This window comes from Pseudomonas sp. 43NM1 (assembly GCF_002836905.1).
In the GTDB taxonomy this organism is placed as follows: Bacteria; Pseudomonadota; Gammaproteobacteria; order Pseudomonadales; family Pseudomonadaceae; genus Aquipseudomonas; species Aquipseudomonas prosekii.
Genome location: NZ_MKGS01000140.1, coordinates 67598 through 81208, shown reverse-complemented (window position 1 = coordinate 81208; position 13611 = coordinate 67598). Strand labels below are relative to the sequence as shown.

The 13611-nt window shown below is 61.7% G+C and carries 9 protein-coding genes; all 9 read right to left on the bottom strand.

Annotated features, from left to right (window positions below):
* Window positions 1–16: 16 nt before the first annotated feature.
* The 9 genes from BI292_RS14470 to BI292_RS14430 all read right to left on the bottom strand — a co-directional run bounded on the left by BI292_RS14470 (window position 17) and on the right by BI292_RS14430 (window position 13611).
* Window positions 17–523: a hypothetical protein gene (locus BI292_RS14470; protein WP_101208248.1), complete on the bottom strand. Its 507-nt coding sequence runs from the start codon at window positions 521–523 to the stop codon at window positions 17–19.
* Window positions 524–527: 4 nt separating this feature from the next.
* Window positions 528–1259: a hypothetical protein gene (locus tag BI292_RS14465; protein ID WP_092276261.1), complete on the bottom strand. Its 732-nt coding sequence runs from the start codon at window positions 1257–1259 to the stop codon at window positions 528–530.
* Between the two features lie 72 nt (window positions 1260–1331).
* Window positions 1332–2876 carry an SUMF1/EgtB/PvdO family nonheme iron enzyme gene (locus BI292_RS14460; protein ID WP_092276264.1) on the bottom strand — a complete coding sequence of 515 codons (1545 nt, stop codon included), beginning with the start codon at window positions 2874–2876 and terminating at the stop codon, window positions 1332–1334.
* Window positions 2866–4089 (bottom strand): ABC transporter permease, encoded by a 1224-nt coding sequence (locus BI292_RS14455; protein ID WP_178076583.1) that lies wholly within the window; start codon window positions 4087–4089, stop codon window positions 2866–2868. The genes BI292_RS14460 and BI292_RS14455 overlap by 11 nt, the downstream gene beginning before the upstream one ends.
* Window positions 4073–4807, bottom strand: coding sequence for an ABC transporter ATP-binding protein (locus tag BI292_RS14450; protein WP_092276269.1), 735 nt, complete (start codon window positions 4805–4807; stop codon window positions 4073–4075). Before BI292_RS14450 ends, BI292_RS14455 begins: the two co-directional genes overlap by 17 nt.
* 10 nt (window positions 4808–4817) lie before the next feature.
* A complete protein-coding gene (locus BI292_RS14445; RefSeq protein ID WP_101208246.1) occupies window positions 4818–6812 on the bottom strand; it encodes a vWA domain-containing protein in 1995 nt (664 codons plus the stop codon).
* Window positions 6812–7834, bottom strand: a complete 1023-nt coding sequence (locus BI292_RS14440) for a hypothetical protein (RefSeq protein ID WP_101208245.1) — start codon at window positions 7832–7834, stop codon at window positions 6812–6814. The genes BI292_RS14445 and BI292_RS14440 overlap by 1 nt, the downstream gene beginning before the upstream one ends.
* Before the next feature lie 3 nt (window positions 7835–7837).
* On the bottom strand, window positions 7838–10549 hold the full coding sequence (locus tag BI292_RS14435; protein ID WP_101208244.1) for a putative virulence factor: 2712 nt from the start codon (window positions 10547–10549) through the stop codon (window positions 7838–7840).
* Window positions 10546–13611: a virulence factor SrfB gene (locus tag BI292_RS14430; RefSeq protein WP_092276280.1), complete on the bottom strand. Its 3066-nt coding sequence runs from the start codon at window positions 13609–13611 to the stop codon at window positions 10546–10548. Before BI292_RS14430 ends, BI292_RS14435 begins: the two co-directional genes overlap by 4 nt.

The window sequence follows — 13611 nt, the reverse complement described above, 5'->3', positions numbered from 1 at the left end:
CCTGCCGGGTGAAAAGTTACTCTTCGTAACCGAGGCTGAATTGCAGCTGATTGACTTTCTTCTGCAGGGTTTTCAGCTGTTCCTGCTTGGCTGCCAGCGTTGCCGGCGAGGCCTTGGTTGTGGGGGTTGCCTGGGACGCCTTGAGTTGCTGTTCCAACCCGGCAATCTGCTTTTGCACCTGGCTCTGATTACCGTGACGGGCCTTGAGCGAGCTCAGCAACTGGCCCAGCGACTGGTTCAGCGCAGCCTGGGATTTCTGCTGGCTGGCGAGGTCGGTTTTGGTGCTCAGTTGCTGGGCCTGAATGTTCTCGTAGACCTGACGGAACATGGCGTTTTCCTGACGGGACGCCGCCAGGGCGGTTTCCTTTTGCTTGACCTGATCGCTGTAACCGCCGGAGTAGTCGCAGTTCATCTTGGTCAGCATGCTGCTGTCGCGATTGGTCGCATCGCATTCGCCCGGCTTGGTCGCGCAACCGCTCAAGCTCAGGACGGCGGTGAGAATCGCCAGTTGTTTTAGCGTCATGTGCTTAACCCAGAGTGATCGCGGAACGTTGGCTGTACAGACCGTCGACTTCCTTTTGCAGGGCGGCGACTTTCTCGTTCATTTTCAGGATGCTCACGTCCACTTGCTTGATCTCGGCACTGCTGCCCTGAGCGCGCTCGGCATTCGCCACTTTGGTGTATTCGGTGACCTTGGTGCGCATGTTGCCGAGGTCTTTGCGCAGGCGCGCGATGTTCTGGTCAATCTCGGCGATATCGGTTTGCGCCTTGGCCTTGTCGACTTTCTTGTTGGCGATGTCTTTTTTGATCTGGGCGATGCGCGCCTGGTCGTCGTTGATCACCTGCTGCGCGGTCGCGGTACGGGCGATGACGTTCTGCGTGTCTTGCTCGACATCGCTGTTCATCTTCGCCAGACGCGTGGTGGTGTCGGAGTATTCGCTGCGACGCTGATCCAGATAATAGTTGGCGCCCATGGCCACGCCACACGCGGTAATCCCGGCGGCAATTGCGCACACAGCCTTGTTGCTGCTGTTGGACAGTGCACAGCTGAGAATGCCGACACCGGCGCCGACGGCGCAGGCCTGGTAGCCGGATTTGCTGAAGAACTGCGCGTCACTGCCCTGGGTCAGGCGCGGGTCGGCGCCGTCGCTGCCGCCGAGCATCGAACTGCCGGTGTTGGCACAACCGGTCAGCAACAGACTGCCGGTGAGGACGAAAGCGATCTGTAGCTTGAAGCGAGTCCAAAGGCTGCGCGACATGATGAAACTCCTTGGTGACGATGTTGGCGTGGCGTTCTTTTGATTGAGTAGCTGATCAGCTAGCCAATTGCGTTATTGCGTGACGGTCTTGCAACTGGTCAGCCAGGCCTCAGTGTCGATTTTCTGCTTTTGCAGGAAGGTCTTCTGATTGGCCCAGTGAGTGCGCAGGTACGGCTTGAGGTCTTGCAGCTGTTTGTTGCGGGTGATGATTTCTTCCATCACCGGCACTTGCGCTTCCAGCAGTGGCTGGCCGTACAACGTCGCCGATTCCACCAGGCTGCTGGCGTAGTAGCGGCTGAGTTTGTGCAGGCGATCCTTTTGCTCGTCGAGCTTGCCTTTGCGCATGTCGCAACTGGCGTCCTTGTCGGTGCCTTCGCAATTGAGCTTGTAGTTCTTCTGCAGGAAATCCACGTACTGGCCGTCGTCGAGCATCTTGGTGCACAGGAACGCACCGAGGTTGAGGCTGGCGCGGATCGCCTGATCGCGGGTTTCTTCCTGCTGCTGATTGCTGGCGCGCAACTGGTTTTCCAGCGCCTGGAGTTTCTCCTTGAGCGCTTTGTCTTCGACGCCGGACGCCAAGCTGTTCAGCGATTGCACGGTGCCCTTGTCCGCCGACTCGGTGTCCTTGGCGCCGGTGCCGAGTTTCTTCCAGCTGCTTTCGATCCCGGCCACCCGCTCGCGCGAAGTCAGGGTTGGCGAGACCAGCACCAGGCGCAGACCGGTGGTTTTGTTTTTCACCTGACCGTCGGCGTTGTAATACGGCTCTTCCTTGCGCAACGCGGTGCGCAGGTCGGCCTGGGCCGTTAAGTAGTTGCCGCCGCGCACCACGTAGCCGCCGGCCTGACCGTGCTGGCGGTCGAGTTTGTTCAGGCGAAACGGTTCGAACATCATTTCGTCGGCGTTACCGAGCATGTCGTGCAGGCCCAGCGGATTGGGTTTTTGCAGTCCGGACAATTGCAGTTTGCCGTTGGACGACTGCGCCCCGGCGAACCATTCGTAGGCGTTGATGCCGTCGGCCATCGGATAGCGCGTATCGCGGAATTCCGCGGCACCGACTTCCAGGCCACCGCGCGCGGCGAACTCCCACTCGACTTCAGTCGGCAAGCGCAGGAAACCCAGCGCGCCGTCTTCTTTGGGCAACTTGGCGGCGGCGTTCTTGCGCAGCCACAGGTTGTATTTGTCCGCCGCGTCCACGGCTTGCACCCAGCTCACCGAGACCTGCGGCAAGCGCATTTTGGTCGCGGCGGTGGGGCAGGTTTCTTCGGTGAGCGCGGCGTATTGCAGCTGGCTCATCTCGTACTTGGCCATCAGGTAATAACGCGATTTGTCGTTTTTCGCGCCGGTGAAACTGCCGGCGATAAACGCCGGTCGAGTCTGCTCGACGTAGCCGTATTCGGCGCCGTCCTGGCCGATGTTGATCGGGTAATCGTCGAGCGGTCCGGCGACCGGAATGAACACCTTGCGAAACACCATCGAGCCTTCACACGGCATCGGCAGCACGACATCGCTGGCCTCGGGCATCGGGTTGTAATACTTCTCTTCCCAGCCCGCCGCCGAGGCGTCGAGCAAATAGCCCAGGCTCAGGGGCAACAGCAAGCCAAAACGTTTATAGCTCACGCAGACTCTCCGCAGGTTGGATGCTGATGGCGCGCACGGCGCCGATCACGGCGACCAGTGCAGCGACCAGAAAGGTCAGGAGCAGGGCGGCGAGGCCATGCCAGAGGGTAATGTGGCAAACGAAGGTGCCGGTGGCCTGGCTGCTGCCGAGCAAGTAGTCGAACAAATGGCTGCCGACCGCGTAAAACATCAGCCCGCCAAGGTAACCGGCGAGGCTCAGCAGCAGCGCTTGCAGCACCACAAAACCAGCGACCGCCGTACGCTTGAAACCGAGCAGACGCAGGACCGCGAGGCTTTTGCGTTTGCGGTCGATATTGGCCAGGAACGCGCCGACCATCGACGCCACGCAACCGATCAACGCCGCCAGGGCAATAACGCCGAAGATCAGCCCCAGCACATGATTGATCGCTTTGACGTTATCGATATCGGCCAGTCGGCTTGAAGTTTCAATGTGTTGTTCGTTGAGCCAGCGCTCCAGCGGCGCGACTTGGTCGATGTCGCGCGCGTAGACACGGGCGCGCGCGTACAGCGGTTGCAGGTCGCCGAGCGGTTTGCCGGTGGTGACGCCGAACGCGGCGACCTGATAACCGTCGCGAAAGCGTTCCAAATCCAGCAACAGCGGCGGCGCGACAAACCCCGCCGCGCGGCCGAACCGGGCGCCGTCGAGTATCGCCAGCACGGTCAGGTTCAGCTCGCCGCGCTCATTGACCCCTTCGAGCCGGCGCAGCACGCGCATTTGCACAGTGTCGCCGACCTTGGCTTGCAAGCGTTGCGCGGCGCGGGCGCTGAGGATCACTTGCTGGCCGACAGGATTGAATTGCGCCAGGTTCAACTGCGGATCGCCGGGTTCGGTGGCGATGATTTCGGCACTCTCAACAAACCGCGTCATGCCGATCAACAAATCCGCCTGAGTGTTCAACGAGCGGGTCTGGCCGAGGGCAAAACCTGTTTCCGGGCGCAGGCGCAGACGCTCGATCCAGGCAGTGTCGTAGTTGCCGTTGCTGAGCATTTTCACTTCGAGGTTGCGCGGGTCGCGCAGCAATTCGTCCTGCAACTGGCTGACCACGCCGTGCTTGAGGCCGAACAGCAGCAACAGCGGCGCGATCACCGCCACCAGCGAGGCGGCGATGCACAACGACACTTTGCGGTCGTGCCAGAGGTCTTGCAGCGCCAGTGAGCCGAGCAGGCGCATGCGGTCAGTCCATCGGTTCAAACAGAGTCTCTCCCTGACGGCTGACCGCACCGAGGCGCGGCAAGCCAAAATCTTTCAGCAACGCCCAATCGTGTGACACCACCAACGCACTCAGGCCCATGCTCGACACCAGACTCAGGAGCAATTCGAACAGGCGCCGGGCACTGTGCGGATCGAGCGCGGCAGTCGGTTCGTCGGCCAGCAACAGCAGCGGTTCATGGGCAATCGCGCGCACGCAGGCGACCCGCTGGCGTTCGCCGATCGACAGCGCTTGCGGGTGCTTGTCGAGCAAACCCTGCAGACGCAACACCTCGACCGCGTGGTCGATGTGCGCGCTGTGCGTCGACATGCCGAGCAAGCGCCGGGGCAGGCTGATGTTGTCGCGCACGCTCAAGAACGGCAGCAACCCGCCGCTCTGCAAAATAAACCCCAAGTGCTGCGAACGCACCGCTGCCAGCGCCGGTTGGTCATCACTGGCGAGCAGCCGCGCGATGTCCTGCGCGGGTAGCACGCCTGTGCGCGCCGGGGGCTCTTGGCGTCCAGGGCCCAGCTGAAAACGTTCTAGCTCGACCGGCGCGAGCAACAGGCCGATGGCTTCGAGCAAGGTGCTTTTGCCGCTGCCACTCTCGCCGGTGATGGCGAGGATTTCCCCGGCACGCACGTGCAAGTGCGGCAGGCGCACGTGATGGGCCAGCGCGCCTTCACCACGGCGCACCAGCAGGTTTTTGATATCGAGCATCGGTGTCTCGTTAAGGCATCATTTCCAGGGGCACGGGATAAACGTTGTCCCGTGCATCGCTGTCCTTGGCCAAAGCCACCCAACGGTCGACGTCAGCGTTGTAACGCTGGTAGTGCCGCAGTTTGGTGTTGAGCGTGCGGATGAATTTCTCCTGCGCCAGGCCGTCCCAGCTCTTCCAGGTTTCTTCGTCGAGGTTCAGCACTTCGCTCTGGTAGGGCAGGTCTTCGAGGTATTCGCCGAGCACGCCCATGTCTGCCAGTTTGGCGTTGCTGTTCTGCTTGAGCTGGTTGGGATCGGCGCCCATGGTCGCGGCCACCGAGCGCAGGCGTTCGAACATTTCCGTCGGCGAGATCAGGCCTTCGTTGGCGGCATCGAGAATCTGCTTCATGACGTCGCTCAAATCACTGAGCTGGGACTTGGTCAGCAACACCCGCACGTCGGTGGTGGGGATGTTCTGCTTGATCAGGTCACGGTCGGTGATCCACGCCTTGAACACCGGCGGCGCCTTGCTGTTGGTCTTCTCGCCGAGATAGGCGAGCTGCATGGCGTGGCCGATCAGCGCGGCGTCTTCGAGCATTTTCTTCTCGGCCGGATCCTGCTTGGCGTTGATCGCGCTGCCGATTGCGTCTTCACCCAGGTAAGCGGCTTTCACCTGCGAGGTGATGGCGGTGGCCAGCGCGTCGACCTTGCGCCCGAACTCCTGAACGTCGCCGGCGTTCACCGGGTAATACAGCGAAGTATTGGTGCCCGGATAGGTCGACAGGTTCTGGTACTGCGCTTCAGCCTTGCTGTGGTCTTTGATGCCTGCCGGGGTTTTCAGGTGCAAGGTGTAAATCGCCACGCCGGGGTTGGTGGCTTCGAGGCGAACCTGCGAGGCACTCAAACCGGTCTGCGAGAGTTTGTCGTCACCTTCGATGGCGCCGGCATCGGTGATCAGCACCACGTAGCGCGCGCCGAATTGGGTCCAGTCGACCTTGTCGATGCTGTGCATCACACCGGCAAACGCGTCTTCATCAAAACTGCTGCTCGAGACTTTGGCCTGCTTGAGGTCAGCGACCTTGGCGAGGAAGTCGGAGCTGTCCTTCACTTGGGTCGGGTCGGCGTACATTTTCGTGGTGTATTCCAGGCCCGGCACCGCTTGCGTGCTGGAACGGAACGCGACGAGGCCGAACTTGACCTGCTTGCCGAGGTTCTGCGATTCGATCTGCTGATAGACCTTGCGGATCGCTTCGCGAGTGCGGTCGATGTACGGGTCCATGGAAATCGTCGAGTCGATGACAAACACCACCGCCGCGCTGAATTCCTTCAACTGGCTGGCAGCCTTGTCGTCGGCTTCCTTGCCAGCGGCGGCGCCGGTTTTGGCAGCGCCACCCTTGGCGTCCTTGTCATCCGGTTTGCTCACCGAAGCGACGTTCAGCAGGCGCGTGCGGAAGCCGCCTTCGGTCATCACTTCTTCGCCGCTGAGCACCGGCAGCAAGTAGAACTGCTTTTGCAGGTCGACGAAATATTCAGGTTCTTCGGCCAGCACGCCGGGTGCCTGCTGGCCTTTTTTCAGGGTCGCGCGCAGCGGTGCGACTTTGCTCACCGGGTCCGGCGCATCGAGGATGCCTTCGACCGTGGCGCGTTCCTTGAAGAACAACAGGCGGTCGCGGTTGGCCGGGTTGGTGAAGGCCAGTGTCAGCTGCATCTTCCACTCGGTGGTGCAACTGGCGGGCAACCAGCCGATGGTTTTGCCGTAGCTGTCCGGGCCGACTTTCAGCCATTCGGCGTTGGCGGCCTGGGCGCGCTCATACACGTAGAAACGGCTGAAGGTCGGTTGCGCCTCGCCGGCAGCGCCGCCAGCAGTCGGGCTGATCTGGCAGCCCGGCGTGGTCAGCACGCGTTGGAACAGGGTTTTTTTACCGGCCTGGATCAGCGGTTTGTCATCGGCCTGGGACCACGGGCTGATGCACAGCGCCAGCAACGCAGCGCCGCTCAACAGGAATCGACTTAAGGGCGAGCGCATCACTTCTGCAACTCCTCGAAGCGCTGTTTGGCCTCGGCGTTGTTCGGGTCCTGAGTCAGGATGGTTTCGTACCAATAAGCGGCAGTGGCGTTATCGGCGGCCGGGAAGCACTCGCTGGCCTTGAGGTATTTCGGGTCGTACTCGCGGGCGTAGGCATTGGCGATCAGCGGATCACCGGCCTGCGCGCGGTTGGCGTACAGACGCTGGGCGACGCCGCAGTGTTTGCCGGCCTTGGCCTGGTTGATGATTTCGAGCAATTTGGCGCTGTCCGGCGCAGCCTTGATGCAGGTCTGGACGAAGGTCAGCTCGGGCACGCTGTTCATGCTGTCGAGGGTGCAGGCTTCAGCGTTCGTCGCGGTCGGTGCGGGCGCCGCAACTGTCGGTGCCGGTGCCGGCGTGCGTTGGTAAAACCAGTAACCGATGCCTGCGGCCAGCAGCAACAGCACCACGATCAACAGCGCGATCAGGCCTTTTTTGCTTTTCTTCACCGGCGCCGGTGGCGGGGTGTACAGCGGTTCGGCGGGGGCCGGTTCTGGTTCTGGTTCCGGCTCGGCGACCGGCAGGATCAGCTCCGGCAGTTCCGGGATTTCCGGTTCCGGCTCGGGCACCACTGGCGCGCTCAGGTCGGCGCCGCCGTACGTCGAACGCGTCTGGCCGCCCGCCGTCGAGGGCAGCAAACCGACGCCCGGGCGCACCACGCCTTTGTCGGCGTGGCCCTGATTCTGCTCGCGCAGCTCAATCTGGAATTGCGAGTTGGCGCCGCCCTCCAGCAAGGGATCGACCACTTCCGGGCCAACCTGCGCCTCAAGTGCATCGCCGCTGGCCGCGAGGGCAAAACGCGAGACCTTGAACCAGAACGGATTATTGCTCCAGGCCTTCTGGTCCTGGAGGTAAAAACCGTCCTGGTTGCGCTGGATGGAGAATTCCAGCTGTTCTTCGCCACCCTGCCATTTCTTCACAGTGAGGCACGCCCGGCCAGGCACATTGGGCTCTAACGCGAGCAGGTCGACACGAATTGGCATTGCTTATCTCGCTGCGAAGGCGGTGAGCACTTGGCCCAGCCGTTCGTTCTGTTCAGGGGTGATTTCGCGACCGGCACCATGGCCGGCGTTGTCCATCGTGATGTAGGCCAGGCCCGAGAGCCAGTCGCCGAGGAAACGCTGCGCCTGGTTCGCCGGTTGCGCCGGCAGTTCCGGCACTTGCCCCGGACCGATGTCGGTGTAGAACGCAAACAGCGGCGCCTTGGCCCCGGCGCGGCTGTTCGGGCGCTCGCTCACGGGTTTCTGGATGTAGCCGAACCAGGAAACGAAATCGCGCAGCACGCGTTGCACTTCCAGCACTTGGCGCTCGACCAGTTGGTCGCGCCGCGCGCCGCTTTGCGCACGTTTAAGCACCGCGCGGCTCAACTGGCCCGGCAGGTCCTGGCGATAACCGGCGGTGATCAATTCGTCGACCACCGCTTCGAGCAGGGATTTCTCCAGGCCCAGCAGGTTGAGCAGGCTTTGCCGTGTCGTCAGTTCACGCAGGTGCGCGATCCACGCTTTGAATGCGGCTTTGGCAAAGCGATGCTCGTTACTTTGCAGTTCCGGCGCCGGGGCAGCGGTCTTGCTGCTGGACGGCGCGTCGTGGCTCAAGTCGTCGCCGAAATCAAAGTCGAAACCGGCGTCGTTGCCGTACAGGCTGTGGCTCGGCGTCGCGGCGACGGGTTCGTCACTCTCGGCCGGCTCGTCATCGGTTTCATACACGCCGCTGAGGTACAGGTCGCGCACCTCTTCGCTGGGCATGTCGAGTTGATCAATAAACTCGCCCAGCACTGCCGGACGTCGACCCAGCCCCGACAAAATCATCTGCGCCTGGGCTTTCTTGGCGGCGGCGGCGCCATCACCATCAGCGTGATACCAAGTGCTCAAACCATGCGTGGTCAAGCCTTCGAGGCATTCGCCCAACTGCTCGCGGATCCGCTGCAGTTTGAATTCGATGTTCGCCACACCTTTGAAACTGCCGCTGAAGTGGCTGATGCCACCGTCATCGTTGCGCAGCATTTCTTTCCAGGTGTTGGCCGGGTTGTTGATGTGTTTGCACACCAGCGCGTTGGCGGCAAAGCTGCTGCCCAGCGCGTCGATACGTTCCTGGTAAGCGCTGTTGATCCCGGTTTCGGCGCCGCTGGCGTCCTGGCCGATAAACGCCGCGTCCATTCGCGGTTTGCGCACCAGGAAGGTGTTCTGGAACGGCGTGCCGGCCCAGTCGTTCATCCAGCTGAGGCTGCCGAAGCGTTCGAGCATGGTCAGCTTGACCATGCCGTTCCAGCTCTCGTCGTACTGATCGGCTGTCAGGCTCAGGGAGTTGGTGATGCGCAGGTCGAGCATGGTCAGCGCCCAGATCAGGCCGGTATCGCGCTTGCTGCGCGCGGCGGCGTCGGCGCCCTGGGTTTTTTCGATCCAACGCGTCAGCACCGGGCCAACGTCGTTGACGTCGCTCTGTTTGGTCGAGCCGGTGCAGACCACCAGCGCGTTCATTTCCTGATTGTCGGTGTAGCGTTCAAACAGGTAAGCGACCTTGCCACGCAGGATCAACTGCGAGACGGAGTTGTCCTTGGTCGCGGATTCCGGGTCGTTGGAATCGGCGATTTCGTGGAGCTTCTTGCGTCCGCGGTAGCCGGGGAAGTCGAGCAAATCGACCTGATTGACGATGTCATCGGCCGGCGCTTCGATCAGGCAAAAAGTCATTTCGGCGGTCAGCGCGGCGAGTTGCGCCACGGCAATGCCCTGACTGTTTTGCAGGCGGCCATCAACCTTGGGTCGCACGTCGATCGGCAAGTCGCGCGGGCTGCCGAAGCGTTCGAGAATGTCGACGTTCATGATGCTGTCGCGCTGGCTGTAGGTGTCGTTTTCGAAACTCACCAGGGCCTTCAACGGCGCGAACACGGTTTCGGGCAAACCGAGCTTGTGCAGGGCGCCGGCCAGTTGCTGGTAGACGCGCGTCAGTTCGCCTTGCTCGCCCCAGAGAATCGCAAACAGCTCGGCGCGTTCCTGGAAGTTCAGGCGTGGCGCCAGTTGCAGCGCTTTCGGCCAGTACAGGTGTTCGAGTTTCTTCACCGAATTGCGGAAGTTGTCGCGCAGGTAATCCCACAGCGACACCAGATCATCGGCCGTCACGCCCGGCTGGATCGGCCCGTTCTCGCGGCCCTCGAACGGTTTCAGCACACGCTGGATGCGCTCTTCGTCGATCTCGTAGGAGATGCGTTCGAGGTCGAAATCCTTGAACCACGAGTTGGCGAGAATCTTCGCCAGTTCGATTTCCTTGAACAGCGTCAGCTCCACCGGAAACTGATCGTCCGGGCTCGGCGTCGCCCGACGGCTGAAGCGCGTCACCAGGCCGGTGGCTTCCTTGCCGCCACCCACCGGGTTGATGTGCTTGATGAAGTCCAGGCGCTGGCCGCCGTAATTGGTTTCGAGCTTGCCGTTGTGCCCGGCCGCGAGCGCCGAAATCAGGTAGGACTTGCCGGCCTGGGACAAACCGAAAAAGCCGATGGTCATCGGCGTGCAGGCCACGCGACCGAGGCTGTGCGCCAGGTTGCGGGCGCGGTGCAGGCGGATGTTGAGGTTATCGGCTTCGCTGTCCAGGCGCGGGGCGTTGACGCGCGTCTGGCCAATCCATTCCAGCGCCTGACCGGCACCTTCATAAACAGCGGCCCAGCTGGCAGCGAGCTGATGTTGATCGGGGGTCAGATCATTCATTTGCGTTTCACACTTCCACTGTCGAGCCAGTACTTGGTCTCGCTCAGGCCGGCGTCGAGCATGGTGTTGAGTTCCAGTTCGAGGTCGCTGCGCGGGTTGAAGTTGACGTTGTTGCTGTTGGATTCGATATCACGCACCGAGAGGCGATCGCTGACCAGATCCTGTTTTTTCGTGTACTTGTCCGCGGCTTTCACCTCGAACCGCACCTTGAGCAACGGCGCGCTGCCGTTCTCGCCGACCGCACGCGAGAACTTCTCGCGGCCAGCCTTGGTGAAGCGCAGGGTGTACAGCGGCGACGCGGCCCATCGATCAGCGGCCAACTGGCGGAAGCCGAGGCGCAGATCGCCGCGCATTTCCAGTTGCGGCGTGTCGGCCGCATCGCCGACGCCGATTTCCGGCAGCTTGATTTTGTAGTCTTCGGACTGGATGTCGCGGTACAGCACGTCGGCATCCTTGATCACGTTGTTCAGGTCGATGACGCCGATGTGCTTGACCGTCGAATACGGCTTGAGCGCCGAAGAGCGGAAATAGAAGTTCGGCACGCTGTGGTTGGCGCACAGCAGACAGAGCATGGCGCCGACCGAAGCGGTACTTTTCGGGTCGTCGATGCGGCCATTCTTGTGGAACGGATACCAGCCACCGGTGCGGTAGTTTTGCAGTGCCAGAATGCGCCCCGGCGGCAGCGGCAGGACTTTGCGAATAAACGCCTGAATCCCCGGCAGGCGCGAAGGACGGCCGGTCAGCAACAGCACGTCACACGGGTAATGCGACACCACTTCACACAGCGCGCCGAGGATCTTGGTGATGTTGATCTGGTCGTTGAGGAACGCGGCGTGAAGCTTTTGCAGGTCGAAGCTGATCAGCGCTTCATACAGGTCGAACGCGCTCTGGCCACCGACATCGCGGCGCACCGCAGCGTTGACGTAATCGAGCACGGTCTGGCTGATGGCGTTGTCGCCGAGCAACTGGCGATAACTCTGCGGCGTCACTTCCTGCGGCTCTTGCGGGTCGTAATGTTCGTAGGCCTTGAGCAGCGCCAGGCCCAGCGGCGAAAACACCTGCAGGTTCAATTGCTGGCGCAGGATCATGTCCTGGGCGCTCACGGACTCGTCACCGCACAAGCGCGACATCAATGAATCCGGGGCTCTGACGCCAGCGTTCTGCAAGGCTTTGTCGAAGCTTGGCAGGATGAAATCCTGAATCACGTCGAGCAGGATGTCATCGCCGGCCACTTTGAATCCGTCGCGGAAACGCTGTTCCGGGACAATGTGCACGTTGCTGCCACTGCCGGTGTTGCCGGCGCGGTCGAGGCGATAGTCGGTGATCACCAGGTCAGTGGTGCCGCCGCCAATGTCGATGGTCGCCAGCGTAATGCGTTCGCGGTCGGTCTTGTCCGGGCGGGCGATGGTGTCGAAAAACTCTTCCGGGTGACCGGCGAAGTTCTCGTTGACCTCGGTGTACAGGTAGACCAACTGGCCGCAGGAGGCTTCGTCCCATTCCACGCGAATGCTCGGGATCGGCGTGCGCGGGCTGACGGCCTGATCCTGATGCGGATCTTCTTCGCCGGCGTGCCAACCGAGGCTTTTCCACACCAGGCCGATGGCTTGCAACATGCGTTCGTTGAGAATGCTGCGCTCGGCTTGTGGCATGCCCGGCGGCACGGTCAACGTGATGCTGTTGAGCTGGCGCGGCACGCGGGTGTGACCCTGGCGCGAGCGCTGGGCCGGGCTGTTGATTTGCGACAGCGCCTGGGCCAGCACTTCGGCGAGCATGAAGGTCATCAGCGAGCTGCGCGAATAACGCGGCATGAACACCGGCAGGCGATCGTCTTCTTCGAGGCTGTAAAGCGCCTCGCCGGTTTCGTTGATCAGGTGCGAGAACGGTGCGGCGGTGGCGTACGGTTCGTTATCGGTCTTGATGTACGAACAGTTGAAACGCCAGCCGTGGCCGTAGGCGTTTTCGTCCCACAGATAACGTTTCGGGCTGGACAGGCCGGTCGAGCCTTCGGTGCCGCGACGACGGCTGGCCAAGCGGCTGGCTTCGTTGCCGACGCGGGCGATGGTCGCCCACTGGAACGCGTCGTGGCGACCGCTTTTGACCGAGCAATGGTCCTTGCCGAAATTCGCCTGGGCAAATTCCACGCGGCTTTCGAACGGCAGGTTGTAGGTGTGTTCCGGGGTGATCAGGTCGCGCAGTTCGAGCACGTAATTATGTTTCAGCCCGGAGCCGGCCTGACCGTGGTTCTCGATGAGGATGCCGCAAGTGCGCGAGTTGCCGACGTCCAGCACCAGGTCCACAAGGATCGGTTTGACCAGGCCATTGCTGTCGTTGGCGACTACTTTCAGTTCCGGGATATCGACTTTCGGCCGCGCTGTGGACTGCGTTGCCACCGACGGCGTGCTTAACAGGCTCAGCAGGTTGAGGAAGTGCGCGAGGTGATGGTTGGCGCGAATGTCGATGTCCAGCTCTTCGCGCGAACGGTGCGAATTGCCTTCATTGAACACTTCCAGCAGCCATTCATTGACCCACGCCTGCGCCAGGAACCAGCGGGTTTCGCTGGCCTTGGTCGCCAGTTTGAAAGACACGCCGGAGCTGATGTCTTCTTCGTTCGGCGCCAGGTACGCGGTGCCGTCACGCTTGGGCATGACGCGGCTGTCGAAGGCCATCGTCAGGCGATGGGTGTTGCCGTCGATGTCCGGCGTGGCCAGTTTCACCAGGCGCATGCGCGACCAGTTGCTCGGGCCTTCGTCGAAACGATGCGGCGGCATGAAACGGAAAAACGGGATCGGCAGCCAGACGCCGTTGAGCAGGTCGAGGCTGCTTTTCATGTCGACGCTGAACGCCGGTTTGGCTTTCTCGATTTTTTCCGGTTCAGGCTCGTAGAAGTAGAAGTCTTTCTCTTCGTTGTACTGCAAGCGGCAGATCAGCCCGCTGATCATCGGCGCGAACTCGCCCGCCGGTTCCTTGCGCGGATCCAGGCGCAGGGCGAAATCCATGAACTGGATACCGGTGTCGCTGACGAGCGTGACGGTATCTTCGAATTGGGTGACTTCAGGCAACAT

What these genes read in the sequence shown, in the direction of transcription:
- BI292_RS14470 (WP_101208248.1), bottom strand. Translation starts at nt 523, where the DNA reads ATGACGCTAAAACAACTGGCGATTCTCACCGCCGTCCTGAGCTTGAGC.
- BI292_RS14465 (WP_092276261.1), bottom strand. Translation starts at nt 1,259, where the DNA reads ATGTCGCGCAGCCTTTGGACTCGCTTCAAGCTACAGATCGCTTTCGTC.
- BI292_RS14450 (WP_092276269.1), bottom strand. Translation starts at nt 4,807, where the DNA reads ATGCTCGATATCAAAAACCTGCTGGTGCGCCGTGGTGAAGGCGCGCTG.
- BI292_RS14445 (WP_101208246.1), bottom strand. Translation starts at nt 6,812, where the DNA reads ATGCGCTCGCCCTTAAGTCGATTCCTGTTGAGCGGCGCTGCGTTGCTG.
- BI292_RS14440 (WP_101208245.1), bottom strand. Translation starts at nt 7,834, where the DNA reads ATGCCAATTCGTGTCGACCTGCTCGCGTTAGAGCCCAATGTGCCTGGC.
- BI292_RS14435 (WP_101208244.1), bottom strand. Translation starts at nt 10,549, where the DNA reads ATGAATGATCTGACCCCCGATCAACATCAGCTCGCTGCCAGCTGGGCC.
- BI292_RS14430 (WP_092276280.1), bottom strand. Translation starts at nt 13,611, where the DNA reads ATGTTGCCTGAAGTCACCCAATTCGAAGATACCGTCACGCTCGTCAGC.